We start from the raw sequence: 26,456 nt of genomic DNA, 5'->3' as shown, positions 1-26,456 counted from the left end.
AAACCGGTTGCCGGTTGACGCCGGAGAATCCGGGAATGTCCGTGTAGGCGGCTGCGGACGGTCGATTTCGGGCCCGATCGCGGCCGTCCGGACCTGCCTCGTGCGTGACCGGACGGCCCGCGCTCAACGGCCGCCCGCTACGCTGCGTTCAACACCTTCCTCAGCCGCACCGTCGCGGCCGCACCCGAATCACACATACGAGGAGCGACTCAGTGGCAACCATCGAGGGAATCGTCGCCCGGGAGATTCTCGACTCGCGGGGCAACCCGACCGTCGAGGTCGAGGTCGGTCTGGACGACGGCACGGTGGCCCGCGCCGCGGTGCCCTCCGGCGCCTCCACCGGCGCCTTCGAGGCGCTCGAGCTGCGCGACGGTGACGCCGACCGCTACCAGGGCAAGGGCGTCGAGAAGGCCGTCTCGAACATCGAGGACCGCATCGTCGACCAGATCATCGGCTACGAGGCCAGCGAGCAGCGCCTCATCGACCAGAAGATGCTCGACATCGACGGCACGGACACCAAGTCCGAGCTGGGCGCCAACGCGATCCTGGGCGTCTCCCTGGCGGTGGCCAAGGCGGCCGCCGGCAGTGCCGAGCTGAGCCTCTTCCGCTACCTGGGTGGCCCGAACGCCCACCTGCTGCCGGTGCCGATGATGAACATCCTCAACGGCGGTGCGCACGCGGACTCCAACGTCGACATCCAGGAGTTCATGATCGCGCCGATCGGCGCCCCCACCTTCCGGGAGGCGCTGCGCTCCGGCGCCGAGGTCTACCACGCGCTGAAGTCGGTGCTGAAGAAGAAGGACCTGTCCACCGGTCTCGGCGACGAGGGTGGCTTCGCCCCGAACCTGCCGACCAACTCCGCCGCGCTGGACCTGATCGCCGAGGCCGTCGAGAAGGCCGGCTACCGGCTCGGCACCGACATCGTCTTCGCCCTCGACGTGGCGGCCACCGAGTTCTGCGAGAACGGCGTCTACACGTTCGAGGGCGCGCAGAAGTCGGCCGAGGAGATGAGCAACTACTACACCAAGCTCATCGGCGACTACCCGATCGTGTCGATCGAGGACCCGCTGTCCGAGGACGACTGGAGCGGCTGGCAGACCCTGACCGCGGCGGTCGGCGACCGGATCCAGATCGTGGGCGACGACCTGTTCGTCACCAACCCGCAGCGCATCGCCCGCGGCATCGCCGAGCGGGCGGCCAACGCCGTGCTGGTGAAGGTGAACCAGATCGGCTCGCTCACCGAGACCCTCGACGCCGTGGACCTGGCCCACCGTGCCGGCTTCATGTGCATGATGAGCCACCGGTCCGGCGAGACGGAGGACACCACCATCGCCGACCTCGCGGTGGCCACCGGCTGCGGCCAGATCAAGACCGGCGCGCCGGCCCGCTCGGACCGCGTCGCCAAGTACAACCAGCTTCTGCGGATCGAGGAGGAGCTGGCCGACGCGGCGCGGTACGCCGGGGCGGGCGCGTTCCCGCGCTACCGTTCGGCCTGAGACGCGCGAGGCCTCGGGGGAGGGGTGTGACGATGCAGCAGCGGCGCACACCGGGTGGTCAGCGTCCCGCCCGCCGGCCCGGTCAGTCCGGCCGGCCGGGCGGGGCCCGCGCCGCCCGGCCGTCGCTCCGGGAGGCCGGCGTCCGCGCGGAGCCGCGCGGCACCGCCGGTCGCGCGCCGGGTGCCGCCCGCAGCACCGAGGGCGTACGCTCCGCGAGCCGGCCCGCCGCGGCACGGCGTACCGGAGCCGGCGGCCCGGTGAAGCGGCTGTCCGCACCCCACCCCCGACGCTTCACCGGCCGGGCCACCGTGCTCTTCGCCGTGCTCATCGCGCTCGCGCTCGCGTACACCTATCCGGTCCGGGTCTACCTCGACCAGCAGGCGGACATCGAGCGGATGGAGGCCGCGCAGGCGGAGCAGGAGCGGCTCATCGAGCGGCTGTCGGCCGAGGCGGAGAACTGGAAGGATCCGGCCTTCATCGAGACGAAGGCGCGGGAACGGTTCTTCATGGGCCGGCCCGGGGAGAAGCTGGTGATCCTGCTCAACGACCCGGAGGGCGCGGCCCGCGACGCGGGCCGGAGCGCGCCCAGCGGGCCTGCCACGCCCGACCCGTGGTACGACACCCTGTGGTCGAGCGTACGGGCGGCGAACGGCGAGCAGCCCGCCAAGTGAGCACCGGTCGGACACCTGACGAGAGATGGGCACCGTGACTGTCGTACCACCGCAGGAGCCGGCGGCGGATTCCGTGTCCCCGCCGAAGCGGGAACTGGCCACCGAAGCCGACCTGGCCGCGGTGACCGCGCAGCTCGGCCGTACGCCCCGTGGCACCCGGGCGGTGGCCCACCGCTGCCCGTGCGGCCTGCCGGACGTGGTGGAGACGACGCCCCGCCTGGCCGACGGCACCCCGTTCCCCACGCTCTTCTACCTGACCTGTCCCCGGGCGACGGCGGCGTGCAGCCGGCTCGAATCGGCCGGGTTGATGAAGGAGATGGCCGACCGGCTGGCGGCGGATCCGGAACTCGCCGCGCACTACCGGGCCGCGCACGAGGACTACCTGGCCCGGCGGGAGGCCATCGGCCACGTGCCGGAGATCGCCGGCATCTCGGCGGGCGGCATGCCGGGGCGGGTCAAGTGTCTGCACGTGCACCTCGGCCACGCGCTCGCGGCCGGGCCCGGCGTCAACCCGTTCGGTGACGAGACGCTCGCGCTGGTCGAGCCGTGGTGGACGGCCGGGCCGTGCGTGGACGTGCCGTCGGACGAGTGAGCGACACGGTGACGGACGAGATCGTCGTACGCCGGGCCCGCACCGGGGACGTGCGCGGAATCCGCCGGCTGGTGGACACCTACACCGACGACCGCCGGCTGCTCAGCAAGGCCACGGTCACGCTCTACGAGGACGTGCAGGAGTTCCGGGTCGCGACGCGCGCCGACGACGGCTCGGTGGTCGGGTGCGGCGCGCTGCACGTGATGTGGGAGGACTTGGCCGAGATCCGCACGGTGGCGGTCGACCCGGCCTACCGGGGGCGCAAGCTCGGGCACCGGATCGTCGGCGAGCTGATCGACGCGGCCCGGGAGCTGGGTGTGGCCCGGATCTTCGTGCTCACCTTCGAGACCCGCTTCTTCGCCTCGTTCGGTTTCACGGAGATCGACGGGGCGCCGGTGCCGCAGCCGGTCTACGAGCAGCTGCTGCGCTCGTACGACGAGGGTGTCGCGGAGTTCCTCGACCTGGAGCGGGTCAAGCCGAACACGCTCGGCAACACCCGGATGCTGCTGCGTCTCTGAGGCGAGGGTCATCACCGGCGGTGACGTCGCCGCCTCCTGCGACAGACCACCGCGGATCCTTTGCTCTGCACCCACCGATGCACCAGTCACCGTCCGTAGGGTCTCACCGAGACATCGCTTCCCTCATTTCCCTGCTCAGAGGCGGTGTTGCCCATATGGGTGCAGAGCAAAGCGCCGACGCGAGGTACACGCTGGCCGCAGGCGCGTGACTCTCCGTGGTTCTCACCGTGCGTAACGATGGGTGATCGCGGCGCGAGCGCTCCCCCCAGGCTTTGGTTCGCGGCGGGGGCGGCGGCTCGTCCTGCCGTAGGGTTGCGGGCGTGACGACGCGCGTGGCCGCCATCGACTGCGGGACCAACTCGATCCGGCTCCTGGTCGCCGACCTGCCCGACCCGGCCGCCGGGCCGGAGGTGCCGCTCATCGACCTGAGCCGGCGGATGGAGATCGTCCGGCTCGGGCAGGGCGTGGACCGGACCGGTCGGCTGGCGCCCGAGGCGATCGAGCGCACCCGGGTCGCCCTGGCCGGTTACGCCGCCGACATCGAGAAGTTCGGCGCGGAGCGGGTGCGGATGTGTGCCACCTCGGCCACCCGCGACGCCTCGAACAGCGAGGACTTCCGCACGATGGTCGAGCAGACGCTCGGCGTGGCCCCCGAGGTGGTGACCGGCGACGAGGAGGCCCGGCTCTCCTTCACCGGCGCGGTACGCGGGCTGCCCACCGACGCGAAGCCCCCGTTCCTGGTGGTCGACATCGGCGGCGGCTCGACGGAGTTCGTGGTCGGCACCCGCGAGGGCGGTGTGCGGGCGGCCGTGTCCATGGACATCGGCTGCGTCCGCATGACCGAGCGGCACCTGCACGGCGACCCGCCCGGCCTCGACGAGATCGCCGCCGCGCAGGCCGACATCGCGGTGGCCGTCGACCGCGCGCTCGCCGTCGTGCCCGGACGCGAGGCGGCCACCCTGATCGGGCTCGCCGGGTCGGTGACGACCGTGGTCGCGATCGCCCAGGGCCTCCATGCGTACGACCCGGAGCGCATCCACCACGCCCGGGTGTCCTACGACGCGGTCGCCGAGGTGACCGCCGACCTCCTCGGCCGGACGCGCGAGCAGCGTCTGGCCATCCCGGTGATGCATCCGGGCCGGGCCGACGTGATCGGCGCGGGCGCGCTGGTGCTTCGCGTGATCATGGAACGCGCCGGGATGCCGTCCGTGGTGGCCTCGGAGCACGACATCCTCGACGGCATCGCCTGGAGCCTCGCGCCGACCGGGGACTAGCGCGACCGGCGACTAGCGCCGTCGCTGCGGGTCAGGCGCGCTCGGTGGCGAGGCGTACGCCGAAACCGAGCAGGGCGACCCCGGTGAGCCCGTCCAGCCAGCGGCGGACCCGGCGGCGGGAGAGCAGCGCCCGGGCGCGGTGCAGCGCGCCGACCAGCACGAGCAGGTAGACCAGGGAGAGCACCGCGTGGCTCAGCGCGAACGCGACGAGCACCGCCAACGGTGCCGACCGGCCGACGAACTGGGGCAGCACGGCCAGGTAGAAGGCCAGCACCTTCGGGTTGGTGACGTTGGACAGGAAGCCCTGCCGGAACCCGGTGAGCGCCTGACCGGGTGACGCCGCGCCACCGTCCAGCGGCGCGTAGCGGCCGACCCACGCCGAGCGCCACGCCTGCACGCCCAGATAGGCGAGGTAGGCCACGCCGGCCCACCGGATCGCCTCGAACAGCGGCTGCGAGCGGACGACGAGCGCGCCGAGACCGGCAGCGGCCGCGATGCCCTGCACCGCGTTGGACGCGGTCACCCCGGCGGCGCTCCACGCGCCGCGCCGCCGGCCCGAGGCCAGCGTGTTGCGGGTGACCACCGCGAAGTCGGGACCGGGGATCAGGATCAGCACCAGGGCGAACACCAGGAACGATCCGTAACTGCTCCACGACATGTCCCGACCCTACGACTGGCCCCCGACATCCGCCGTCGGCACCGTGCGCGGACACGCAGCTACTGTTTCGTTGACGGTACTTCGTATAACGCAGTAGTGTGCGGTGTGTGGACACCACCCAGCTGTTGAAGGGCGTGCTGGATCTCGCCGTGCTGGCCGTGCTCCGGCACGAGGACGGCTACGGCTACGACATCCTCCGCCGGCTCCGGGAGGCCGGGCTGGAGGAGGTCGGCGACGCGTCGGTCTACGGCACGCTGCGGCGGCTCTTCGCCGCCGGCCTGCTGACCACGTACGTCGTGCCGAGCGAGTCGGGCCCGCACCGCAAGTACTACTCGCTGAACGCGGCCGGACGGGACCAGCTGACCCGCTCCGGCAAGCTCTGGCGCTCGTTCGCCACCACGATGGACGCACTGCTCGACGAACGGGGGATGGCGGCATGACCGTCACGGAGCAGGAGATCGCGGAGTACGTCGGACGGGTCCGCGCGGCGCTGGCCGACCTGTCGTCGGAGGTCCGCGACGAGCTGACCGAGGATCTGCCGGAACACCTCGCCGAGGTGGCCGCGGAGGCCGAGGGCTCCCTGGTGGAGCGACTGGGCACGCCCGAGGCGTACGCCGCCGAGCTGCGCGCCGCGGCCGGCGCTCCGGGCGCCGGTGGCCGTCACCTGGACCAGCGGGTCGCCCGCGCCGTGCTCCGCGGGCGGGCCCAGCTGCGCGCGCTGGACGCCCGGCTCGGCCCGCCCCTGGGCTACGCGGCCGCCAGCGAGTTCCTGCGGCTGCTCCGGCCGGCCTGGTGGGTGCTGCGGGCCTACCTGGCGGCCATGCTGGTCACCGTCGTTAGCACGGGCGGCTCGTTCGGGCTCCTTCCCCGCTTCGGCGGCGAACTCCTCGGCGGTCTGCTCATGCTGGTCGGTCTCCTGCTCGCCTCGATCTGGCTCGGCCGCCGCTCCGAGCGGCTGCGCGGCTGGCCACGGTGGGCGCTGCACGCCGGCACCCTGGTGCTCGTCGTGTTCGCCCTGGCCGGGCTGGCGAACGCCGAGGATCGGGCGGGCTACTCCGACTACGGCTACGACCCGATCGCCGTCAACAACCCGTACGACCGGGTCCGGGACGTGTTCGTCTACGACAGCGAGGGGCGGCTCGTGGAGAACGCCCGCCTCTTCGACCAGAACGGCGACCCCATCCGGCTCGGCTACCCGGACTGCGCCGACGAGCGCGACCCCAACGGCAATCCGCTGCTGCGTCCCTACCCGTACTGCCCGGAGCAGGCGCCCTTCGCGCCGAGGGCCCCCGTCGGCCCGCCGGTCCTCCCGCCGCTGTCCAGCCCGTCCGCGAGCAGTACCCCGGAGCCGACGGCCAGCGCGAGTCCGGCGCCGGCGGCCAGCGCGAGCGAGACGGCCGACCCGACCGGTACGCCGACGCCGACCGGTACGCCGGTGCCGACCATCACGGTCAGCCCCACCCGCTGACACCTCCGCCCGGGACTCCCGGTCGCCGCTCCGACGGCGACCGGGCCCCGGTCGTACGGGAAACCTGTGAGGTTCCTGGGCATCCTGGGAAATAGCTGAACGGATGAGTCCGACGGGGCGGCGGCGGACGTTGATGATCGTTACGGTGTCGTCTGCTCATCAACCCCTCGGAAGGAACTTTTGTGTCAGAGCAGGTCGCACCGCCCCCTCCGGCCACCCCCGAGCCCCAGCCGGCCGCACCGCAGCAGTCGACCGCGCAGCCCGAGCAGGCCGCGCAGTCCGACCCGGTCGCGCAGCCCGACCAGGCCGCGCCGGTGTCGCCGGTGGCCCCGGAGGCCAAGAAGTCCGGCGGCCGGAAGGTGCTCGGCGTCGTGGGCGCGATCCTCGTGTTCGTGGTGGTCGCGGGGCTGAAGTTCGGGCTCGCCACCGCGATCGGCAACTTCTTCGACAAGGACGCCACCGCCGAGGCGAAGGCCGGCGACTGCATCGCCGAGCTGCCCGAGGTCCTGGGCACCGAAGAGGAGGAGGCCAACGACGCCAAGGTCGTGGACTGCACCTCGACGGACGCGATGTACAGCGTGGTCGGTCGGGTCGACAACCAGACCGAGGCACAGGCGCAGGCCGGCACGGCGTGCGAGCAGTACATCAAGGAGGACCAGGAGGGCTACCTCTTCTACAGCATCGAGCCGGGCAAGACCGGTTACCTGCTCTGCCTCACCAAGAAGTCCTGAGGCGGCCGGGCGCGCGTCCGGCGCCCGCACGAGGGCGGCGTGGAGAGTCTCCACGCCGCCCTCGGCGTACCCGCGGTCAGCGGGTGGCGAACGGGAGGTGAATGCCACTACTCCGGCGTCTTCCCGGGGCGGTCGTGGCGTGGCAGGCTACCGGCACTGGGCGACCAGCCAACGATGACTGACCGCTAGGAGGACGGGCCGATGGGCGAAATGGTGAGGTACCGCAGCCAGGGTACGAGCGAGGGGTATCTCGCGATACCCTCCGGCGGTGCGGCCAGCCCGGCGGTCATCGTCATCCAGGACTGGTGGGGCCTGGTGCCCCACGTGCGCGCCGTCGTGGACCGGTTCGCCGAGGCGGGCTTCGTGGCCCTGGCTCCCGACTTCCGGCACGGCGGGCCGGCCAGCAAGCCGAGTGAGCCGCGGCAGATGCTGAACAGCGTGCAGATGGACGAGGCGGCCACCGACATAGCGGCCGCCGCCGACTACCTGGCCGGCCGCCCCGAGGTCGCCGGCAAGGTCGGGTGCGCGGGCTTCTGCGCGGGCGCCAGCCTCGCCCTGTGGGCCGCCACCCGGTCCGAGCGCATCGTCGCGACCGCGGCCTTCTACCCCCGGCTGCCGTGGGAGGGGATGCGCGCCGAGTGGACGGACTACGCGGGCAAGGCGGCGGTCATCCACTGCTCGGAGGCCGACGGCACCTCCGCCGACGAGGGCGTGCAGACCGTACGCCGGGCCATCGAGACCGCCGGCGGGACCTGCCAGACCTACGACTACCCCGGCACCGCGCACGCGTTCTTCAACGAGGACCGGCCGGAGAACTTCGACCAGCGTGCCGCGGCCACCGCCTGGGCTCGCACCCTCGAACTGTTCCGGGCGAAGCTTGGCTGAGCCGCGTACGCCCGAAGAGGTGGTCGACCACGCGGCGCGCGCGACCGACCTGGCCGACCTCGACGCGGAGGTGAGCGACTGCTTCGCCTGCCCGCGGCTGGTGGCCTGGCGCGAGGAGGTCGCCCGGACCCGCCGGGCGGCCTTCCGGGACCAGCGGTACTGGGGGCGTCCGGTGCCCGGCTTCGGCACGCCGGACGCGCGGATCGGCATCCTCGGCCTCGCGCCGGCCGCGCACGGCGGCAACCGCACCGGGCGCATCTTCACGGGTGACCGCTCTGGGGACGTCCTCTTCGCCGCCCTGCACCGGGCCGGCCTGGCCAACCAGCCGACCAGCGTGGCGGCCGGCGACGGGCTGGCCCTGCGTGACACCCGCATCTTCGCGGCCGTCCGGTGCGCGCCGCCCGACAACAAGCCCACGCCGTGGGAGCGGGACACCTGCGCGCCGTGGTTGCACCGCGAGGTCACGTTGATCAGGCCGACGCTGCGGGTCGTGGTGGCGCTGGGGGCGTTCGCGTGGGCGGCGTGGTGGCCGACGCTTCGCCAGGTGTACGGCGTCCGTCCGCCCACCCCGCGACCGGTCTTCGGCCATGGGGCACACTGGTCCGGCACGGCCGCACCCGATCTGCTCGGCTGCTACCACGTCAGCCAGCAGAACACCTTCACAGGGCGGCTGACACCAGAGATGCTGGACGAAGTGTTCGCCCGGGCGAAGCGGCTGGCCGGAGTGGACTGAAACTGCGTGGGACGGTGGCGATGACGGAGGGTGCGCGCCGAGCCACACCGTACGCCCCGGACGCGCAGCCCGGCGCCGGTCCGGTCCGTCGCTGGTGGCCGGTGGCCGCGGTGATTCTGCTGCTGGCCGGGGCCGGGGTGGCCGCCGCGCACTCCTCGATCGGCGCGAGCCGGATCCCGCCGTCGGAGAACGTGCCCTGGGTGCCCGAGTACACGGCGCCGACTCCCTCGCCGATCGAGCCCCGCGAACCCAATCAGGCCCGGCTGCCGGAGCTTCCGGAATGGGTCGTCACCGTCGCGCTCATTCTGCTCGGCCTGGTCGTCCTCGCCGTGCTCGGTTACCTGGCGTGGGTGTTGATCCGCGGCGCGCTGCGGCGGACCACGCGGGCCCTGCCGCAGCAGCGGCGCGCGCGACGCACCACCGCGGGCACGGCCGAGGAGGTGATGGCGGCCGTCGACGCCGGTCTGAGCGAGCTGGACGACCGGGACGCCGATCCCCGGGTCGTCGTCATCGCCTGCTGGGTACGCCTGGAGGAGGCCGCCGCCGCGGCCGGCGTGCCCCGGCTGCCCGGCGACACCCCGACCGACCTGGTCACCCGGCTGCTGCGCGGCGACCCGTCGGCCGGTGTGCCGGCGATCGTCAGCGCCGACGTGCTGGCCGAGTTCGCCCACGTCTACCGCGAGGCCCGGTACGCCACCCGGCCGGTCGACGAACGCACCCGCGATCAGGCGCGGGCCGCGCTGCGCCGGCTGCGCGGCGAGCTGACCGCGACGACCGCCGGGGGCGAGGCGGAAGCATGAACAGCACCAGCATCGACGACCTGCTCACCTTCGAGGAGGAGCGGCCGCGGCAGGGCGACGGGCCCCGGGGCGGCCGGCTGGGCGAGCTGCTGCGGATCCTCGGCGGCACCGCCGCCGTGGTGGTCGTGGTGATCGTCGGCCTGCGCGCGGTCGGCCTGCGGGTCTCGCTCCTGATCCTGGTGGCCGGCGTGCTCGCGCTCTTCGCGGTGCGCCGGGTCGTGGCGGCGCTGGCGCCCGGCCCGCTGCCGCCGCCGGTCCGCCCGATCCCCGGCGACACGGCCGACGCCACCGGTGACGTGGCCGACCGGGACGCGCTGCGCAGCGCCATCAACGGCTGGGAGTGGCCGCTGGAGTGGTCGGACACCCGGCCCGAGCGCTTCACCGGCGTGATCCTGCCCCGCCTCGGCGAACTGGCCGACGAGCGGCTGCGCCTGAAGCACGGTGTGACCCGCGAGACGGACCCGCTGCGCGCCCGCTCCCTGCTGGGCGAGCGACTGTGGACGTTCCTGGAGACCCCGCCCCGCCGCACCCCCTCGCCGCGCGACCTCGTGGCGATCGTCGCCGAACTGGAGAAGATCTGATGAACGACGTGGACCGGAGCATGCCCCCCGTCGAGGTCGGCCACCTGGCCCGGGCGGTGCTCGACGCGGTCGGCTCGGTCGTGGTGGGCAAGCGGGACGCGTTGGAACTGGTGCTCGCCGGCATCCTGGCCGGTGGGCACGTCCTGCTGGAGGACCTGCCGGGGCTCGGCAAGACGCTCACCGCGCGCTCGTTCGCCCAGGCGCTCGGGCTGGACTTCCGCCGTCTCCAGTTCACCCCGGACCTGCTCCCGGCCGACGTCACCGGGTCGTTCCTGTACGACCAGCGAAGCGGTGACTTCTCCTTCCGGGCCGGCCCGGTCTTCACCAACCTGCTGCTCGCCGACGAGATCAACCGGACCCCGCCGAAGACCCAGTCCGCCCTGCTCGAGGCGATGCAGGAGAAGCAGGTCTCGGTCGAGGGCGTCACCTACCGGCTCGACGAGCCCTTCCACGTGCTGGCCACCGCCAACCCGATCGAGTACGAGGGCACCTACCCGCTGCCCGAGGCGCAGCTCGACCGATTCCTGCTGCGGGTCTCCTTCGGGTACCCGCAGCACGAGGAGGAGTGGGAGGTGCTGCGCCGGAGGATGGCCCGCCGCCGCGAGGAGGCCGAGATCAAGCCGGTGGTGGACGCCGCCACCCTGCGCGCCATGCAGGCAGCGCTGGAGGACGTGGTGGTCGAGGACTCGATCGGCCGGTACATCGTGTCGCTCACCGCGGCGACCCGCGAGCACCCGTCGGTGTTGGTCGGCGCGTCGCCGCGCGGGTCGTTGGCGCTGCTTCTGCTGGCCCGGGTGCGGGCCGTCTTCGCCGGCCGGGACTACGTGGTGCCGGAGGACGTCAAGGAGGTGGCGGCCCCGGCGCTCGCGCACCGGATCACCCTCCGCCCCGAGATGTGGCTGCGCCGGGTCGACCCGTCCTTCGTGGTCAGTGAGGTGCTGGAAGGCACCCCGGCGCCGGCCAGCGGTGCCCTGCCCAGCTACGCGGCCGGCCGGCCCGGGCAGTGATGGGCGGGTCGCGCGTGCCGGAACGGCCACCGGCGGCGACCGGCTGGGTGCCCACGCGGGCGCTCGGCCGTGCCGTGCTGCTCGCCGGCCTGCTGCTGGTGGCCGGGGTGGTGCTCGGCCGGATCGACCTGGTGGTGCTCGCGGCCCCGTTCGCGCTGGGCACCGCGTACGCGCTGCGCCGCCGGCCCACGTCGCTGCCGCAGGTGTGGGTGGACACCGACGACGGCCACCTGGTCGAGGGCGGCGAGATGGCGGGCACCGTGGTCGTGGGCAACCCGGACGTGGTCGACTACGAGGTCGCGGTCGTCCGGGCCCGGGTCTCGCCGTGGCTGCGCGTGGAGCGCGCGGGGCTCGCGGGTGGCGCCGCGACGGCGCAGCGGTCAGCTGCGGACCGCCCGTTCGTGACGTCCGTGCCCGTCGCCGCCGCGGTCGACCTGGAGCTGTCCGGCACCGCGCTGCGCTGGGGGCGGCACCCGATCGGCCCCGCCGGCGCCCGGGTCGCCACGGCCGGCGGCCTGCTGGTCTCCCGGGCGGTGCTCGCCGAGCCCGTCCGGTTGCCGGTCTATCCGAAGACCGAGCCGTTCGAGGCGGTCGAGGCGATGCCCCGTGCCGCCGGCCTGGTCGGCGCGCACCACTCCCGCCGGCCGGGGGAGGGCGGCGAGCTGGCCGGCGTCCGGATCTTCGCGCCGGGTGACCGGCTGCGCCGGATCGACTGGCGGGTGTCGTTGCGCGCCCGGCAGCTGCACGTGGCCGCCACGCTCTCCGACCGGGACGCCGAGGTGGTGGTGCTGCTCGACGTGCTGGCCGAGGCGGGCCGTTCGGGTGGTGTCAACGGTGCGGCCTCGGTGCTCGACACGACGGTCCGGGCGGCCGCCGCGATCGCCGAGCACTACCTGCACCGGGGGGACCGGGTGTCCCTCCTGGAGTACGGGCCGGCCGCCCGCCGGTTGCGTCCGGCGACCGGCCGGCGGCAGTACCTGACGGTGCTCGAGTGGCTGCTCGACGTCCGCGTCGTCGCGTCCGGTCCGGACGAGCCGTACGACCAGGTGTTCGGCCCGCAGCTGCTCGCCGCGGACGCGCTCGTGGTGGTGCTGACCCCGTTGCTCGACGAGCGGTCGGCGCAGATGCTGGCCCGCCTGGCCCGCTCCGGCCGGTTCGTGGTGGCGGTGGACACGCTGCCCGCCGACCTCGGCCCGCCGAAGGACCGCGGCTGGTCGGAGGTGGCGTACCGGCTGTGGCGGCTCGACCGGGACACGATGGTCGCGCAGCTGCGGGAGCACGGCGTGCCGGTGGTGGGCTGGGCCGGCGCGGGCAGCCTCGACCAGGTGCTGCGTGACGTGGCCCGGCTCGCCACGGCGCCCCGGGTGGGTGCCCGGTGATCGAGGCGGTCACCGGCCGGGTCCGGGCGCTGCGGCTGGCGCTGGGTCGCATCAGCCTCACGCCGCTGCTGGTCCGCGCCGGTGTGTTCCTGACGGTGGCGCTCGCCTTCCTGGTGGCCTTCCCGGCGGAGGCGCTCACCGGGCGGAACCTCGCGCTGCTCGGGCTGGCGGCGCTGCTGCCGGCGGCCGGGCCGCGCCGGGTCTGGCCGACCTTCGCGGCGCTGGTGGCGGTGGCCGGTTGGCTGCTCGCCGCCGACGGGTACGGCCGGCCGATCGCGCTCTGGCGGCTGCTCGCCCTGGCCGCGTTGCTGTACCTCGCGCACACCCTGTGCGCGCTGGCCGCGCTGCTGCCGTACGACGCGGTGGTGGACCCGACGCTGATCACCCGCTGGCTGCTCCGCGCCGGGGCCGTGGTGCTCGCGGCCGGGGTGTTCGGGGTGCTGCTCATGGAGGTCGCCGGGCTCGGTCCGGCCGGTGGCCACCAGCTCGTGACGGTGGCCGGTCTGCTGGTCGCCGTGGGCGTGGCGGCGTTGCTCGGTGGGCTGCTGAGACGGCGGTGAAACCTGGGGCGAAGCCAACGTTGCGCAGGTCACAGCGGTTGTGCTCCGTCACAGAAGGAGGGCGCGAGCGGGATTAGCCGAGCGCCCCGGGGAAAGATAGATGGCGTGAATCCGAAGCGGATCCTTGTCGTGGGTGCCGGGCACGTCGGTCTGTACGCCGCCCTGCGCCTGTCGAAGAAGCTCAGCTCCCGTGAGGCTGAGGTCGTCGTGGTGGACCCCCAGCCGCACATGACCTACCAGCCGTTCCTGCCGGAGGCCTCGGCCGGCAACATCTCCCCCCGGCACTCCGTGGTGCCGCTGCGGCGGGAGTTGCGCCGGTGCACGGTGGTGGCCGGTGCGGTCACGCGGATCGAGCACGCTCGCAAGGTCGCGACGGTCCAGCCGATCGCCGGTCCGCCCCGGGAGATCAAGTACGACCACGTGGTCGTCGCGCCGGGTTCGGTGTCCCGCACGCTGCCGATCCCCGGCCTCCACGAGCACGGCATCGGCTTCAAGACCATCGGTGAGGCCATCTACCTGCGCAACCACGTCCTGGACCGGCTCGACGTGGCGGCCGCCACGTCCGACCCGGAGGTGCGCCGCAGCGCCCTGACCTTCGTGTTCGTGGGTGGTGGCTACGCCGGCATCGAGGCGCTCGCCGAGATGGAGGACATGGCCCGGGACGCCCTGCGGTACTACCCCGAGCTCAAGCCGGACGAGATGCGCTGGGTGCTGGTCGAGGCCACCCAGCGGGTGCTGCCCGAGGTCGACCGGGACATGGGCGCCTACACGGTGCAGCAGCTGCTCAAGCGGAACATGGACATCCGGCTGGACACCCGGCTCGAGTCCTGCGTCGACGGGGTGGTCAAGCTCTCCGACGGGGACAGCTTCAAGTCCGACACCATCGTCTGGACGGCCGGCGTCAAGCCGTCGCCACTGCTGGACAAGACGGACTTCCCGCGCGACGAGCGGCGTCGGGTCACCTGCCTGCCGACCCTGCAGGTGGTCGACGGCGACAAGGTCGTCGAGGGCGCGTGGAGCGCGGGCGACTGCGCCGCGGTGCCGGACCTGACCGGCCCGCCCGGGGCGTACTGCTCGCCGAGCGCCCAGCACGCGGTGCGGCAGGCGGCCCGGATGGCGGACAACATCCGCGCGGTGATCCGGGGCCGGGAGCCGGTCGAGTACCGGCACAAGCACGCCGGCAGCGTGGCCAGCCTGGGCCTGCACAAGGGCGTGGCCCAGGTGTACGGCATCAAGATGACCGGCTGGCCGGCGTGGTTCATGCACCGGACGTACCACATGAGCCGGATCCCCTCCTTCAACCGGAAGGTCCGGGTCGTGGTCGACTGGAGCCTGGCCTTCTTCCTGAAGCGCGAGGTGGTTGCTCTCGGTCAGCTGCACGACCCGCGCGAGGAGTTCGCCGAGGCGTCCCAGCCGGTCGGCGCCCGCCAGGGCTGACGCGTACGACGAGGCCCCTCCCGCCACGGCGGGAGGGGCCTCGTCGCGTTCCGGCGTCAGACCCGCCAGATCCAGGCGTCGGCGATCCGGCTGGACGGGCCGTAGAGCTGGTCCAGGGTGATCCGGAGGCTCTCCCCGTGCGGCGTGCCGTCGGCCAGCGCCACGCAGGACGCGTCCCAGAAGTCGGCGTCCCGCTCGGCCTGGCGGCGCTGGTCGTCGCCGATCACCGGCCGGTCGCCGCGCCGGGCCACGTCCGCGAGCAGGGCGGACGTCGGTCGGGGGTACGTCCCGAACGCCGCCGTGCCGTCGCGGCCGTACGGGCCGATGAAGAAGCCCTCGGGCATGCCGAAGGCGGCGTCCGCGGCGGCGGCCCAGCGCATGGGCCACGGCTCCCGGGGCGTGGGCAACGGCACCGGCACCAGCACACCGCCCGGCGCGACGCACTCCCGCCAGTGCCCGCCGGTGATGAACTCCGGCAGCGGCGGGCGGTCGGCGGTCGGCAGCGGGGTGGGGACCAGCGGCAGCAGGGCCATGCCGACGGCCGCGGGCACCAGTCGCCGGGCGCGACCGGTGCCGGCCAGCGCCCGGTCCACGGCGAGCACCAGCAGCGTCGCGGCCAGCGGCAGCACCGCGAGGGCGAACCGCATGGGCAACGCGCCGTCGACCACCGGCAGCCCGTGGAGCAGCGCGTACGGGCCGGGCAGCCGGGTGCGCGTGCCGTCGAGCACCACGGCCGGGCCGAGTGAGAGCGCCCCCATCACCAGCGCGGCGACCACGCAGGCGACGGCCAGCACCCGCCGCCGGAGCCAGATGGCGCATCCCGCGGTGACCAGCAGCAGGGGCCAGCCGAGGAAGCTGTTGTACTCGGCCGGCCCGGTCGTGAGCCGGGCCGCGTCGTCGTCACCCGCCAGCGACAGCGGGGAGAGCGTCCACCAGCTCCGCAGGTCGGCGGAGAAGTGGTACGGGTTGAAGACCCCGTCGGCGACCCCCTGCGGCCCGGCGAACTGGAACCAGAGCGGGTACGCGAGGACCAGCAGCGCGAGCCCGGCGGCGATCGCCATGCCGCCGGCGAACCCGGGCAGCGCACGCCGGGCGAGGTCCCGGTCCACGGCCAGGCAGGTGACCGCCATGACCAGCAGGGCCACCGCCGCGAGGAAGAGCACCTCCTCGCCGATGAAGACCTGGGCGGTGACCGCCGCGGTGAGACCGAGCGCGGAGCTCACGAGGCGGCGCCGGTCCGGGCCGAGCACGACGACCGAGCCCTCCGGGTCGGCCGGGTCGGTGGGCCCCACCCGTTCCGGGTCGGCGGCCCGGAGCAGCCGCACCACGAGCCAGACGATCACGGGGACCAGCCACTGGGCGGTCATGTGCAGGTGGCTGTTGGTCTGCGACACCATGCCGGGCCCGAAGCCGCACAGGCCGGCGCCCAGCCCGGCGGCGAGCCGGCGGGCGCGCAGGACCCGGGTGTAGAGCAGGTACCAGGCGACCGCCGTGCCGGCCAGGTTGAGCGCCGCGAGCAGCGCGAAGGTGACCGGCGCGCCCAGCGTCAGGGTGACCGGGGCGAACGCGATGCCGAGCGCGATGACCGTGGTGTTGGCCATCAGGTTCACACCGTCCGGCGCGTTGAGCCGGTCGCTGAGCAGGCTGAAGTCGCCGAACAGGGCCCGCGCGTCGACCGCGAGGAACCACTCGTAGAGGGCCTGGTCCGCCGGGTTCAGCGCCAGCGTCCGGCCGGTCGGGTCCGGCCAGAAGCCGTGGGTGAGCCATCCGGCCAGCCCGACGAAGAGCACGGCGACCGTGAGGTCGACGCGGTGCCGGCGGAGGGCGGCCAGGACGCGGGCCGTCCACGCCCGGCGGGCGGCCCGGCCGGCGAGGCGGAGGGACCCCTCGGGGGCGACGTCGGGGGCGATGGGGGCTGCGCTGCTCACAATCCCGCAACGGTAACGGGGTACGCCGGGTCGCGCGCGACCGGTTACCGTGACACTGCACCGCCGCGTGTCGGCGCGCCGGTGCCGCCCGCCCGGGTGGTGGAACGGCAGACACGGCCGCCTTAAAAGCGGCTGCCGCAAGGCGTGCGGGTTCGACCCCCGCCCCGGGCACCGCCGCGTTTCCCACCCCTCATCAGCCCGGTGATCTCCGTGGATGGGCTTTGCCGTCTACTCTTGTGTGTGCACTTTCACGTGCAGACGACCCCCTGAGGGAGGCCAGACAGTGAAGACCACGAACCCGGTGCTCGCCGGGCTCGGCCAGGCGGCCGAGCGGGAGCGCTCCGCCGGGTACGCCCCGACCGGGCCGTACGGCGCGCCCGGCATTCCCCAGCAGTACCCGACCCAGGCCGGCTACCCGGCGGCGCCGCCGACCGTGGCACCCATGTCGTTCGACGACGTGGTGGTCAAGACCGTCGCCCTGCTCGCGATCCTCGGTGTCTCCGCCGCGGCCGCGTGGGTGCTCGTCCCCGACTCGCTCGTGGGAGCGGCCTGGATCGGCGCTCTCGTCGTCACCCTCGCCCTCGGCATGATCATCTCGTTCTCGCGGATGGCGAACCCGGCGCTCATCATCGTCTACGCGATCGTCGAGGGCGTCCTCGTCGGCATGGTGAGCAAGGCCTTCGAGACGGCGTACGACGGCATCGTGCTCCAGGCGGCGGTGGCCAGCTTCGGCATCTTCTTCCTGATGACCATCCTCTACAAGGCGCGGGTCATCCGGGCGACCCCGGCGTTCGTCAAGGGCCTGGTCGCCGTGATCGCCGGTCTCTTCGCGGTCATGCTGATCAACCTCGTGCTCGCGCTGTTCGGCGTCAACACCCACCTGCGCGACGGCAGCAAGCTGGCCATCGGCTTCAGCCTGGTCTGCATCGTGGTCGCCGCCCTGAGCTTCGTGCTGAGCTTCAAGGAGATCGAGGACGGCGTCCGGATGGGCCTGCCGCAGCGCTACTCCTGGGTGGCCGCGTTCGGCATCCTGGTCAGCGTGGTGTGGCTCTTCTTCGAGCTCCTGCGCCTGCTGAGCTACTTCCAGGGCGACGACTGACCCCGTCCCGCCCCGCCCGACGACCGGCGCCCGTTCCCGCACCCGCGGGGGCGGGCGCCGTCGCGTGGGTGCCCGGCCCCGGGCCCGGCGTTTTCCGGCGGCCGGCCGACCGGCCGGTGCAGAGTGACTGCGAGGGGTACGGCGCGAGGGGGTGGCGGTGCGCAGCAGCAACCCGGTGCTGAACCGGCTCGACGAGACCACCCGGGTCGAGAGCCGGGTGCTCGGCGTCGGCGTCGCGGACGAGATGACCGTCGACGACGTGGTGGTGCGCACCGTCGGGTTGCTGCTGCTCACCGGCGTCACGGGTCTGGTGTCGTGGTTCCTCGTGCCGCAGGAGGTCTGGGTGCCCGCCGCGCTGGCCGGCAGCGCGCTGGCCGCGATCGTGCTGGCCCTGGTCATCTCGTTGCGCGGGATCACGAACCCGGTGCCCATCGTGGCGTACGCGGTCGTCGAGGGACTGCTGCTGGGTGTGGCGAGCCGCGCGTTCGAGCTGGTCTATCCCGGGATCGTGTCGGAGGCGGTGGCCGGGACGTTCGGCGTCTTCCTCGGCATGGCGCTGCTTTACCGGGCCCGGCTCGTCCGGGCCACACCCCGGATGGCCCGCCTGGTCATCGGCACCCTGTTCGGGCTCGTGGCGATCACCGTGGTGAACCTGGTGGTCTACCTGGTCACCGGGCGGCAGGGGCTGGAGGTCTACAGCCTGACCGGTGAGGTCGGCGGGTGGGCGTACGTGATCGCCGTCGTGGCCATCATCGCGGGCGCGTTCAGCTTCATCCTCGACTTCGACCTCATCGAGCGTTCGGTGCGGGCCGGCCGGCCTCGCCGGTACGCGTGGCTCTGCGCGTTCGGGCTGCTCACCGGGCTGGTGTTCCTCTACTGGCAGCTACTGCGTCTGCTCAGCTACCTGCGCCGCTGAGCCGTGCCGTGCGCTCGGCCCGCCCAGGCCCGGCGCCCGTTCCGGCCCGCGCCCGGCCCGCCCAGCGCCCGGCACCCGGCCCGCCGGCCCCGACGCCCGGATCGCGGTCGCCGGCGGGGCGCCGGTCCGTAGACTCGGCGACGATGAGCGCAGCAGCAGAACTGGAGCGGGCCGTGCAGCTCCTGGTCCGTCAGGTCGGGCACTGGGAGCAGCCGCGGTGGGCGGCCACCGCCACCGGCGGCAACGCGGCCCGCGGTGACGTGGTGCACCGGCTCGTACAGGAGATCGCGAACCTGGCCGCCGACGCGGAGGGCGAGCCCCGCCGGACCGTGCCGCGGCTGGCGAACGACCTGGCCCTGCCCGACCAGCTCCGCGTGGTCGCCGCGGACCTCGTGGCGGCCGGCGCGGCGCCCGACGTGCTGACCCGGGCCGCCGCCGAGGTGACGGCGACCCGGTCCGCGCTCTGACCGATCCGGCTTCGCCGGGCGCCCAGAGCGCGCGGTCGCGCCGGAGCGCCGGCGGCAGGGCTCAGCTGAGCCGTTCGAGCACCATGGCCATGCCCTGGCCGCCGCCGACGCACATGGTCTCCAGCCCGATGGTCTTGTCGTGCCACTCCAGGGCGTTGAGCAGCGTGCCGGTGATCCGGGCGCCGGTCATGCCGAACGGGTGGCCGACGGCGATCGCCCCGCCCATGACGTTCAGCTTCTCCAGCGGGATGCCCAGCTGCCGGTACGACGGGATGACCTGGGCCGCGAACGCCTCGTTGATCTCGACGAGGTCGACGTCGTCGATGGTCATGCCGGCCCGCTTCAGGGCCTGCCGGGACGCCTCCACCGGGCCGAGGCCCATGATCTCGGGGGAGAGCGCCGTCACGCCGGTGGAGACGATCCGGGCCAGCGGGGTGAGGCCGAGGTCCCGGGCGCGCTGCGCGCTCATCACCACCACGGCCGCGGCGCCGTCGTTGAGCGGGCAGCAGTTGCCGGCCGTGATCCGCCCGTCCGGCCGGAACACCGGCTTCAGCCCGGCCACACCCTCCAGGGTGACCCCCGCCCGGGGCCCGTCGTCGGTGCTGACCACGGTGCCGTCCGGGGTGGTCACCGGGGTGATCTCCCGGGCCCAGAAGCCGTCGGCGATCGCCTTCTCGGCGAGATTCTGGCTGCGGACGCCGAACTCGTCCATCTCGACGCGGGTCACGTCGTACACCTGGGCCAGGTTCTCCGCGGTCTGCCCCATGGCCAGGTAGATGTCGGGCAGGTCGCCGGACTCGCGCGGGTCGGTCCAGACCTCGGCGCCGCCCTGGGCGCGGGCCTTCGACCGCTCCCGCGCCGCCGCGAAGCGCGGGTTCTCCCAGCCGCCGCCGACCAGCGCCTGCGCCTCCGGCGGCAGGCCGTCGGAGTTGCCCCGGGCGTACCGGGAGACGGTCTCGACGCCGGCCGAGATGAAGACGTCGCCCTCGCCGGCCCGGATCGCGTGCATCGCCATCCGGGTGGTCTGGAGCGAGGAGGCGCAGTAGCGGGTGAGGGTCGCGCCGGGCAGCCCGTCGAGGCCCAGGAGGGTGGCCACCACGCGGGCCATGTTGAAGCCCTGCTCGCCGCCGGGCAGGCCGCAGCCCAGGTAGAGGTCCTCGACCTCACGCGGGTCGAGCTGGGGAACCTTGTCGAGGGCGGCCTGGACGATGGTGGCGGCCAGGTCGTCCGGGCGTACCTCGCGCAGGGACCCCTTGTGGGCCCGACCGATGGGGGAGCGGGCGGTGGCGACGATGACGGCGTCGCGGGACGACTCGGTCGACATGCGATCCACGTTAACCGGTGGGTAACTTGGCGCGGAAGGCGCGGGCGCGACGGGAAATGTCACTCGCCGAGAGCGGGCGCCGGTCAGTGTCGGCTGGCGACGGCCGCCGCGGCGGCGACCGCGGGCAGCAGCGCGTGCGCCCACACCCGGTAACCGTCGGCCGACGGGTGGTAGCCGTCGTGGCAGAGCGTGCCGGCGTCGGCCCGGAACACGGGCCCGGTCTCGGTCGCCAGGTCGACCACCGAGCCGCCGGCGTCCAGCACGGCGGCCGTCTGCGCGCGGGCGATCCGCCGCCCGGACCAGCCCACGACCTGCCGCAGCGGGGGCGCGATGGCGCGTACGGCCCCGAGGTCGGGGCAGGTGCCGACCACCACCTCCACCCCCGCCTCCCGCAGCCGGTGCACGGCCGCGCCGAGGTAGGCGGCCGCGTCGGCGGGGCGGCGCAGCCCGGTGGCGTCGTTCGCCCCGATGAGGATCAGCGCCACGTCGGGCCGCTCGCCGAGCAGGGCGCGCGCCACCTGGGTGGCGAGGTCGGTTGAGCGGGAGCCGGACACGCCCACGCTGGACAGGTGCACGAGCCGCCCGGTGGGGCCCTCGGCGAGCAGGTTGGCGAGCTGCCCGCCGATCGTGTCGTCGAGTCGGTCGACTCCCACGCCGAGGGCGGACGAGTCGCCGAGCAGGACCAGCCGCACCGGTGGCGCGCCGGCCCGCCCGACCGTCGCGCGCAGGGCCAGGCCCAGCTCCGGCTCGGCGTAACGCCGGTGCCGGGCGACGAACGCCTCCCCGGCGAGGAGGGCGGCACCGCCCACCGTGCCGGCCACGAGGGTGAGCGCCGCCGCGCGGCCGAGCCGGCCGGCGAGCCTCATGGCGATGTCATGCTCGCTCATGCCAGTCCCTCCACAGTGGGTGAGTCGGTGGCCGGACCGGACTGCGGTACCGCGCCGACGCCGAAGAACGCCCGCCGCCGCAACTGCGCCCAGCGGCCGGCCGGCCCGCGGTCGCGGCCCCGCACCTGCGCGCCGCTGACCTCCGTGCCGGCGTGCCGGGCCGCCTCCTGCGCCGCCTCCGGCAGCGACCGTACGCCTCCGGCGAGGGTCACGGCGGCCCGCCGTTCCTGCCCGGCGCCCAGCGCGGACAGCACGGTGGGCAGCATCGCGGCCGCCGCCACCGCGTAGCCCTCGGCCGAGGGGTGGAACCGGTCCCACGCGAACATCCGGGTCGGCTCGGCGGCGAAACGCGGGCCGAGCAGGTCACCGAGGGAGACCGTCCAGCCGCCGGCCTCGACCACGGCCACCGTCTGGGCGGCGGCGAGCTGACGGCTCCAGCGCCGGGCCAGCCACCGCAGCGGCGGCTGGATGGGCCGGATCGCCCCCAGGTCCGGGCAGGTGCCCACGACCACCTCGCAGCCGGCGGCGCGCAGCGCGCGGACGGCCTCGACCAGGTAGCGCACGGCCAGCGCGGGCGGGGTGCGGTTGGTGACGTCGTTGCCGCCGATGAAGATCACCGCGATGTCGGGCCGGCACTCCAGCGCCGCGTCGACCTGGTGCCGGAGGCCGGCCGAGATGGCACCCACCACGGCGAAGCGGTGCAGGCGTACGGGCCGCTGCGTGCGGCGGGACAGACCGGTGGCGAGCAGGGCCCCCGGCGTCTCCCGGCGACGGTGGACCCCGTAGCCCGCGGCGGACGAGTCACCGAGCACGACCATGGTGAGCGGTGGCCCGGGGAACTTCGCGCCGTAGACACCGTCACAGCGTGGCGGGGGCGCCTCGGCCAACGGGATGGTGCGGCGGGCCTGGCGCGCCTGGCCGAGCAGGACTCCCGCGGTGGCCACCACGGCCGCCGCGGTGGCGCCCGTGCCGATCGCCGTAAGGCGGGCGATCTGCCGTGCGCGCTGCCAGCGCGGACCAACCGGTGCGACGGAACCAGCCACCCCCATACCGCGACAGTATCGCGCCGGCCCGACAGGCCGCTGTCGTCGTAGCGGCTGACGGTTGCCTGACGGACGGCCGTTCGGGGTACTGGAATGGCGGTGGCCCGGCCGGCCGGCGCGGCCGCCCGGCTTCCCCGGGCGGCCGGCGGGCTTGCGCAGGGACGCCACGCTGGCCCCCGGAGAGGAGCGCGAGATGGCGAAGACACTGAAGCGGAGCGCGGCGTTCACGGCTCTGGCCCGGGCGCTGGCCGCGGGGTCGCGGGGCGGTCCGTCGCTCGGCATCCGGCTGGCCGCCCTGCCGCGGATGATCCGGGCGACGGCCCGGGGTGTGTACGACGGCGGGCTCCGGCTGGCCCTCATGACCGCGGCGACGGCGTACATCGTCTCGCCGATCGACCTGCTGCCGGAGATCCCGCTGGCGATCTTCGGGCTGGCCGACGACGCGGTCATGGTCACCTGGCTGGCCGGCAGCGTGCTCGCCGAGACCGAGCGCTTCCTGGAGTGGGAAGCACGGCGTAGCCAGGTGATCCCGGGGAGTGTGGTGCCCTGACGGCACGTACGCTGGGCGCTGGGAATGAGCCCAGCCGCCCGGCCGCCACCGCCGGCGCCGACGAGAAGGACACAACCAGGTGCAGTACTACGACAACGTCGTCGACATGATCGGTAACACCCCGCTCGTGCGGCTGCGCAACGTCGCCGAGGGCATCCAGGCCACGGTGCTCGCGAAGGTGGAGTACCTGAACCCGGGCGGCTCGGTGAAGGACCGGATCGCACTGCGCATGGTCGAGGACGCCGAGGCCGCCGGGATCCTGAAGCCCGGCGGCACGATCGTCGAGCCGACCAGCGGCAACACGGGCGTCGGGCTGGCTCTGGTGGCCCAGCTCAAGGGCTACCGGTGCGTCTTCGTCTGCCCCGACAAGGTCAGCCAGGACAAGCAGGACGTGCTGCGGGCGTACGGCGCCGAGGTGGTGGTCTGCCCGACGGCGGTCGCGCCGGAGGACCCGCGCTCCTACTACAACGTCTCCAACCGGCTGGCCAGCGAGATTCCCGGCGCCTGGAAGCCCGACCAGTACAGCAACCCGGCCAACCCGCGCTCGCACTACGAGACCACCGGTCCGGAGCTGTGGAAGCAGACCGAGGGCCGGATCACGCACTTCGTGGCGGGCGTGGGCACCGGCGGCACCATCTCCGGCATCGGCCGCTACCTGAAGGAGGCGTCCGAGGGGCGGGTGCGCGTGGTGGGCGCCGACCCGGAGGGCTCGGTCTACTCGGGCGGCACCGGCCGGCCGTACCTGGTCGAGGGCGTCGGTGAGGACTTCTGGCCGGAGACGTACGACCGGGGGATCGCCGACGAGATCGTCGAGGTCTCCGACAAGGCGTCGTTCGAGATGACCCGGCGTCTGGCCCGCGAGGAGGGGCTGCTGGTCGGCGGCTCCTGCGGTATGGCCGTGGTGGCCGCCCTGGAGGTGGCCCGCAAGGCCGGCCCGGACGACGTGGTCGTGGTGCTGCTGCCCGACGGCGGTCGGGGCTACCTCTCGAAGATCTTCAACGACCAGTGGATGGCCCGGTACGGCTTCCTGGACAACTCCGGCACCGAGCCGACCGTCGCCGACGCGCTGGCCAGCAAGCCGGGCGGGCTGCCCGAGCTGGTGCACGTGCACCCGACCGAGACGGTCCGTGACGCGATCGACTACATGCGCGAGTACGGCGTGTCACAGCTGCCGGTGCTCAAGGCCGAGCCGCCGGTGGTCACCGGCGAGGTGGCCGGCTCGATCGCGGAGCGGGACCTGCTCGACGCGCTCTTCACCGGTCAGGCGCACCTGCACGACACGATCGAGCGGCACATGGCCGCGCCGCTGCCCATGATCGGCGGCGGGCAGCCGGTGAGCGAGGCGGTCGGGCTGCTGGAGAAGTCCGACGCCGCCCTCGTGCTGGTCGACGGCAAGCCGAAGGGCGTGCTGACCCGCCAGGACCTGCTGGCCCACCTCGGCGCCCGCTGAGCGTCCCGACACCGCACCCCTGAACGCCGGCGGAGGCCCGAGCCTCCGCCGGCGTCGTCAGCGGGTCAGCTCGGTGGGCACGGCCACCACGTCCACGAACGCGCCCTTGCGCAGCACCGTCACGGGCAGCCGACTGCCGATGGCCGAGCCGAGCATGAGCCGTTGCAGGCCCTGGCCATCCCCGATGGGCCGCCCGCCGGCGGAGACGATCACGTCGCCCAGGTAGATCCCCGCCGTCCCGGCCGGGCTGCCCGGCACCACCTCCACGACGCGCAGGCCGCGCCGCTGCCCCGTGCGCGCGGTCACCTCGGGCGGCAGCGGCACCGGCGCGCCGGCCACGCCGAGCCAGGCCCGGCGTACCCGGCCGTCGGTCGTGAGGTCGGTGATGATCTGCCGGGTCGTGCTGTTGATCGGCACGGCCAGCCCGAGGCCGTACCCCGCGACCGCCGTGTTCACCCCGACCACCCGGCCGGTCGAGTCGGCCAGCGCCCCGCCGGAGTTGCCCGGGTTCAGTGCCGCGTCGGTCTGGATGACGTCCTCGATGAGGCGGGTCACCCGGCCGTCGCGGGCCGGCAGCGACCGGCCCAGGCCGGAGACGACGCCCGCGGTGACGGAGCCGGCCAGCCCCATCGGGTTGCCCACGGCGACCACCAGTTGACCGATCCGCAGCCCGTCGGCGTCGCCCAGCTCGACGGGCGGAACCGTGGTCTCGTCGACCCGGAGGACGGCGAGGTCCGACAGCGGGTCGGCGCCGACCACCTGGAACCGGCTCTCGGTGCCGTCCCCGAACGTCGCGACGCCGTCCCGCGCGCCCTGCACCACGTGCGCGCTCGTCAACAGGAGGCCGTCGGTGCCCACGGTGACCGCGGAGCCGGCGCCGGCCCCGCGCGCGGTCCGCACCGACAGGGCGGCCACGCGGGGCAGCACCCGGGCCGCCACGGTCGTGACCACCTGGGAGTACGCGTCCAGAGCGGCGGCCTCGGCCTGCTCCGGCGCGGTGTGCTCGGTGTCCATGACCCTGGCAACGCGGCCGGATCGACGGGCATGCCCCGCGGGGCTCCGCTCAGAGCGAACGCCGAACTGTCCCGGCCAGCGGCAGCCGACGGCGCGACGGGCACGCGCGCCCAGCCCGCGAGCCCAAGCGGGGCTGGGTGGCCGGGTGGCCCGGGTGGCCCGGCGGTCGGGTGGTCCGGTGACCGGGTCGGCCCGGTGGTCCGGTGACTCGGCGGCCCGGCGGCCCGGCGGCCCGGCGGTCCGGTGGTCCGGCGGTCCGGTGGCCCGGTGGCCCGGTGGCGCAAGATCGACGCAATTTCCCGGAAGTAGTGGCCTCGTGGGGTGCGGGAGGCGACTACTTCCCTGATTTTGTGCGGATCTTGGCGGGAGTCCAGTGCGCCCCGGGGCGCTGCGGGTCGCCGGCCCAGCCGCAGCGCGGCGCTCCGCACGTGCGCCGCTCCGTCAGCGCAGCCCCCGCAGTGTGACGGCGTGCCAGTGCGACGGCCCGCCAGTGCAAGATCGCGCAACTTCGCGGAAGTAGTGGCCTCGTGGGGCGCGGGAGGCAACTATTTCCCTGATGTTGTGCGGATCTTGGCGGGAGTGCTGTGCGCGGGCCGTGGCTCGCCAGCCCAGCCGGAGCACGCGTTCCGCAAGGGCGGCGTTCCGCAAGGGCGGCGCTCCGCCCGTGCCGCGCCCCGCAAGGGCGGCGTTCCGCAAGGGTGGCGCTCCGCAAGGGCGGCGCTTGCCGCGCCCCGCAATGTGACGGCAAGCCAATGCGACGCCCACCAATGCGACGGTTCCGCCAGTGCGACGGCCCGCCAGTGCGACGGCCCGCCAGTGCGACGGCCCGCCAGTGCGACGGCCTGGGCAGTACAAGATCGACGCAATTTCCCGGAAGTAGTGGCCTCATGGCGCGCGGGAGGCGACCAGTTCCCTGATGTTGTGCGGATCTTGGCGGGGGAAGCCCGGGGCAAGCCGGATGAAGCCGGGGCAAGCCGGGGAAAGCCCG

Annotated in this window: 27 protein-coding genes and 1 tRNA gene; 22 read left to right on the top strand and 6 right to left on the bottom strand. The window is 74.0% G+C overall.

The features are described 5' to 3' along the window. Nucleotides 1-212 precede the first annotated feature (212 nt). From eno to D7193_RS07240, 5 genes are all read left to right on the top strand, one after another. The gene (eno, locus tag D7193_RS07260; RefSeq protein ID WP_120778517.1) at nucleotides 213-1,496 is read left to right on the top strand and encodes a phosphopyruvate hydratase; all 1,284 of its coding nucleotides are present in this window, start codon (nucleotides 213-215) and stop codon (nucleotides 1,494-1,496) included. A gap of 32 nt (nucleotides 1,497-1,528) precedes the next feature. Further along, nucleotides 1,529-2,167 carry an FtsB family cell division protein gene (locus tag D7193_RS07255; RefSeq protein WP_120779326.1) on the top strand — a complete coding sequence of 213 codons (639 nt, stop codon included), beginning with the start codon at nucleotides 1,529-1,531 and terminating at the stop codon, nucleotides 2,165-2,167. 34 nt (nucleotides 2,168-2,201) lie between these two features. Then, nucleotides 2,202-2,759 carry a DUF501 domain-containing protein gene (locus tag D7193_RS07250; RefSeq protein WP_120779325.1) on the top strand — a complete coding sequence of 186 codons (558 nt, stop codon included), beginning with the start codon at nucleotides 2,202-2,204 and terminating at the stop codon, nucleotides 2,757-2,759. Continuing rightward, entirely contained in the window at nucleotides 2,756-3,277 is a 522-nt protein-coding gene (locus D7193_RS07245) for an amino-acid N-acetyltransferase (RefSeq protein WP_241562840.1), read from the top strand. Before D7193_RS07250 ends, D7193_RS07245 begins: the two co-directional genes overlap by 4 nt. 332 nt (nucleotides 3,278-3,609) lie before the next feature. Next, entirely contained in the window at nucleotides 3,610-4,551 is a 942-nt protein-coding gene (locus D7193_RS07240) for a Ppx/GppA phosphatase family protein (RefSeq protein ID WP_120778516.1), read from the top strand. Nucleotides 4,552-4,582: 31 nt separating this feature from the next. On the opposite strand, the gene D7193_RS07235 is transcribed toward D7193_RS07240, so the two are convergent. Continuing rightward, entirely contained in the window at nucleotides 4,583-5,209 is a 627-nt protein-coding gene (locus tag D7193_RS07235; protein WP_120778515.1) for a LysE family translocator, read from the bottom strand. Nucleotides 5,210-5,316: 107 nt separating this feature from the next. Here D7193_RS07235 and D7193_RS07230 point away from each other — a divergent pair, with 107 nt between their 5' ends. The 11 genes from D7193_RS07230 (at nucleotide 5,317) to D7193_RS07180 (ending at nucleotide 14,790) form a co-directional block, all read left to right on the top strand. Beyond that, a complete protein-coding gene (locus D7193_RS07230; protein ID WP_120778514.1) occupies nucleotides 5,317-5,649 on the top strand; it encodes a PadR family transcriptional regulator in 333 nt (110 codons plus the stop codon). Then, nucleotides 5,646-6,677, top strand: coding sequence for an HAAS signaling domain-containing protein (locus D7193_RS07225; protein ID WP_120778513.1), 1,032 nt, complete (start codon nucleotides 5,646-5,648; stop codon nucleotides 6,675-6,677). The genes D7193_RS07230 and D7193_RS07225 overlap by 4 nt, the downstream gene beginning before the upstream one ends. A 182-nt stretch (nucleotides 6,678-6,859) precedes the next feature. Beyond that, the gene (locus D7193_RS07220; protein WP_120778512.1) at nucleotides 6,860-7,408 is read left to right on the top strand and encodes an LppU/SCO3897 family protein; all 549 of its coding nucleotides are present in this window, start codon (nucleotides 6,860-6,862) and stop codon (nucleotides 7,406-7,408) included. Nucleotides 7,409-7,609: 201 nt separating this feature from the next. Then, a complete protein-coding gene (locus D7193_RS07215) occupies nucleotides 7,610-8,293 on the top strand; it encodes a dienelactone hydrolase family protein (RefSeq protein ID WP_120778511.1) in 684 nt (227 codons plus the stop codon). A 19-nt stretch (nucleotides 8,294-8,312) separates the two neighbouring features. Then, on the top strand, nucleotides 8,313-9,026 hold the full coding sequence (locus D7193_RS07210) for a uracil-DNA glycosylase (protein ID WP_120778510.1): 714 nt from the start codon (nucleotides 8,313-8,315) through the stop codon (nucleotides 9,024-9,026). 20 nt (nucleotides 9,027-9,046) lie between these two features. Next, the gene (locus D7193_RS07205) at nucleotides 9,047-9,826 is read left to right on the top strand and encodes a DUF4129 domain-containing protein (protein WP_120779323.1); all 780 of its coding nucleotides are present in this window, start codon (nucleotides 9,047-9,049) and stop codon (nucleotides 9,824-9,826) included. Further along, nucleotides 9,823-10,407 (top strand): hypothetical protein, encoded by a 585-nt coding sequence (locus D7193_RS07200; RefSeq protein ID WP_120778509.1) that lies wholly within the window; start codon nucleotides 9,823-9,825, stop codon nucleotides 10,405-10,407. The genes D7193_RS07205 and D7193_RS07200 overlap by 4 nt, the downstream gene beginning before the upstream one ends. Then, the gene (locus D7193_RS07195) at nucleotides 10,407-11,414 is read left to right on the top strand and encodes an AAA family ATPase (protein ID WP_120778508.1); all 1,008 of its coding nucleotides are present in this window, start codon (nucleotides 10,407-10,409) and stop codon (nucleotides 11,412-11,414) included. The genes D7193_RS07200 and D7193_RS07195 overlap by 1 nt, the downstream gene beginning before the upstream one ends. Beyond that, a complete protein-coding gene (locus tag D7193_RS07190) occupies nucleotides 11,414-12,793 on the top strand; it encodes a DUF58 domain-containing protein (RefSeq protein WP_120779321.1) in 1,380 nt (459 codons plus the stop codon). The genes D7193_RS07195 and D7193_RS07190 overlap by 1 nt, the downstream gene beginning before the upstream one ends. Continuing rightward, nucleotides 12,793-13,353: a hypothetical protein gene (locus tag D7193_RS07185; RefSeq protein ID WP_120779322.1), complete on the top strand. Its 561-nt coding sequence runs from the start codon at nucleotides 12,793-12,795 to the stop codon at nucleotides 13,351-13,353. Before D7193_RS07190 ends, D7193_RS07185 begins: the two co-directional genes overlap by 1 nt. Before the next feature lie 105 nt (nucleotides 13,354-13,458). Next, on the top strand, nucleotides 13,459-14,790 hold the full coding sequence (locus D7193_RS07180; RefSeq protein ID WP_120778507.1) for an NAD(P)/FAD-dependent oxidoreductase: 1,332 nt from the start codon (nucleotides 13,459-13,461) through the stop codon (nucleotides 14,788-14,790). A 56-nt stretch (nucleotides 14,791-14,846) separates the two neighbouring features. On the opposite strand, the gene D7193_RS07175 is transcribed toward D7193_RS07180, so the two are convergent. Beyond that, on the bottom strand, nucleotides 14,847-16,718 hold the full coding sequence (locus D7193_RS07175) for a hypothetical protein (protein WP_241562838.1): 1,872 nt from the start codon (nucleotides 16,716-16,718) through the stop codon (nucleotides 14,847-14,849). A gap of 90 nt (nucleotides 16,719-16,808) precedes the next feature. Between D7193_RS07175 and D7193_RS07170 the strand changes: the two genes are divergently transcribed. The 4 genes from D7193_RS07170 (at nucleotide 16,809) to D7193_RS07155 (ending at nucleotide 19,200) form a co-directional block, all read left to right on the top strand. Next, nucleotides 16,809-16,889, top strand: a tRNA-Leu gene (locus D7193_RS07170). A gap of 112 nt (nucleotides 16,890-17,001) precedes the next feature. Continuing rightward, nucleotides 17,002-17,817 carry a Bax inhibitor-1/YccA family protein gene (locus tag D7193_RS07165; protein WP_120778506.1) on the top strand — a complete coding sequence of 272 codons (816 nt, stop codon included), beginning with the start codon at nucleotides 17,002-17,004 and terminating at the stop codon, nucleotides 17,815-17,817. A 157-nt stretch (nucleotides 17,818-17,974) separates the two neighbouring features. After that, on the top strand, nucleotides 17,975-18,733 hold the full coding sequence (locus D7193_RS07160) for a Bax inhibitor-1/YccA family protein (protein WP_120779319.1): 759 nt from the start codon (nucleotides 17,975-17,977) through the stop codon (nucleotides 18,731-18,733). 143 nt (nucleotides 18,734-18,876) lie between these two features. Continuing rightward, on the top strand, nucleotides 18,877-19,200 hold the full coding sequence (locus tag D7193_RS07155; RefSeq protein ID WP_120778505.1) for a hypothetical protein: 324 nt from the start codon (nucleotides 18,877-18,879) through the stop codon (nucleotides 19,198-19,200). A 61-nt stretch (nucleotides 19,201-19,261) separates the two neighbouring features. Here D7193_RS07155 and D7193_RS07150 read toward each other — a convergent pair whose 3' ends face one another. The 3 genes from D7193_RS07150 to D7193_RS07140 form a co-directional block, all read right to left on the bottom strand. Further along, nucleotides 19,262-20,524, bottom strand: coding sequence for an acetyl-CoA C-acetyltransferase (locus tag D7193_RS07150; protein WP_120778504.1), 1,263 nt, complete (start codon nucleotides 20,522-20,524; stop codon nucleotides 19,262-19,264). 83 nt (nucleotides 20,525-20,607) lie between these two features. Then, nucleotides 20,608-21,411: an SGNH/GDSL hydrolase family protein gene (locus tag D7193_RS07145; RefSeq protein WP_377456393.1), complete on the bottom strand. Its 804-nt coding sequence runs from the start codon at nucleotides 21,409-21,411 to the stop codon at nucleotides 20,608-20,610. Next, nucleotides 21,408-22,460, bottom strand: coding sequence for an SGNH/GDSL hydrolase family protein (locus D7193_RS07140; protein ID WP_120778503.1), 1,053 nt, complete (start codon nucleotides 22,458-22,460; stop codon nucleotides 21,408-21,410). The genes D7193_RS07145 and D7193_RS07140 overlap by 4 nt, the downstream gene beginning before the upstream one ends. A 187-nt stretch (nucleotides 22,461-22,647) precedes the next feature. Here D7193_RS07140 and D7193_RS07135 point away from each other — a divergent pair, with 187 nt between their 5' ends. Beyond that, nucleotides 22,648-23,004: a YkvA family protein gene (locus D7193_RS07135; RefSeq protein ID WP_120778502.1), complete on the top strand. Its 357-nt coding sequence runs from the start codon at nucleotides 22,648-22,650 to the stop codon at nucleotides 23,002-23,004. 79 nt (nucleotides 23,005-23,083) lie between these two features. Next, complete coding sequence (locus D7193_RS07130; RefSeq protein ID WP_120778501.1) at nucleotides 23,084-24,454, top strand: cystathionine beta-synthase; 1,371 nt, start codon at nucleotides 23,084-23,086, stop codon at nucleotides 24,452-24,454. 57 nt (nucleotides 24,455-24,511) lie between these two features. Here D7193_RS07130 and D7193_RS07125 read toward each other — a convergent pair whose 3' ends face one another. Beyond that, entirely contained in the window at nucleotides 24,512-25,468 is a 957-nt protein-coding gene (locus tag D7193_RS07125; RefSeq protein ID WP_120778500.1) for a S1C family serine protease, read from the bottom strand. Nucleotides 25,469-26,456 lie beyond the last annotated feature (988 nt).

This window comes from Micromonospora costi (assembly GCF_003626655.1).
In the GTDB taxonomy this organism is placed as follows: domain Bacteria; phylum Actinomycetota; class Actinomycetes; order Mycobacteriales; family Micromonosporaceae; genus Micromonospora; species Micromonospora costi.
Note: the sequence above shows the minus strand (reverse complement) of the source record. Positions and strands in the feature narration are given on the sequence as shown.

Excerpts from the sequence above, each read along its gene's own strand:
- D7193_RS07255 (WP_120779326.1), top strand. The coding sequence starts at position 1,529 with ATGCAGCAGCGGCGCACACCGGGTGGTCAGCGTCCCGCCCGCCGGCCC.
- D7193_RS07235 (WP_120778515.1), bottom strand. The coding sequence starts at position 5,209 with ATGTCGTGGAGCAGTTACGGATCGTTCCTGGTGTTCGCCCTGGTGCTG.
- D7193_RS07225 (WP_120778513.1), top strand. The coding sequence starts at position 5,646 with ATGACCGTCACGGAGCAGGAGATCGCGGAGTACGTCGGACGGGTCCGC.
- D7193_RS07215 (WP_120778511.1), top strand. The coding sequence starts at position 7,610 with ATGGGCGAAATGGTGAGGTACCGCAGCCAGGGTACGAGCGAGGGGTAT.
- D7193_RS07205 (WP_120779323.1), top strand. The coding sequence starts at position 9,047 with ATGACGGAGGGTGCGCGCCGAGCCACACCGTACGCCCCGGACGCGCAG.
- D7193_RS07200 (WP_120778509.1), top strand. The coding sequence starts at position 9,823 with ATGAACAGCACCAGCATCGACGACCTGCTCACCTTCGAGGAGGAGCGG.
- D7193_RS07195 (WP_120778508.1), top strand. The coding sequence starts at position 10,407 with ATGAACGACGTGGACCGGAGCATGCCCCCCGTCGAGGTCGGCCACCTG.
- D7193_RS07190 (WP_120779321.1), top strand. The coding sequence starts at position 11,414 with ATGGGCGGGTCGCGCGTGCCGGAACGGCCACCGGCGGCGACCGGCTGG.
- D7193_RS07155 (WP_120778505.1), top strand. The coding sequence starts at position 18,877 with ATGAGCGCAGCAGCAGAACTGGAGCGGGCCGTGCAGCTCCTGGTCCGT.
- D7193_RS07150 (WP_120778504.1), bottom strand. The coding sequence starts at position 20,524 with ATGTCGACCGAGTCGTCCCGCGACGCCGTCATCGTCGCCACCGCCCGC.
- D7193_RS07145 (WP_377456393.1), bottom strand. The coding sequence starts at position 21,411 with ATGAGCGAGCATGACATCGCCATGAGGCTCGCCGGCCGGCTCGGCCGC.
- D7193_RS07140 (WP_120778503.1), bottom strand. The coding sequence starts at position 22,460 with ATGGGGGTGGCTGGTTCCGTCGCACCGGTTGGTCCGCGCTGGCAGCGC.
- D7193_RS07135 (WP_120778502.1), top strand. The coding sequence starts at position 22,648 with ATGGCGAAGACACTGAAGCGGAGCGCGGCGTTCACGGCTCTGGCCCGG.
- D7193_RS07125 (WP_120778500.1), bottom strand. The coding sequence starts at position 25,468 with ATGGACACCGAGCACACCGCGCCGGAGCAGGCCGAGGCCGCCGCTCTG.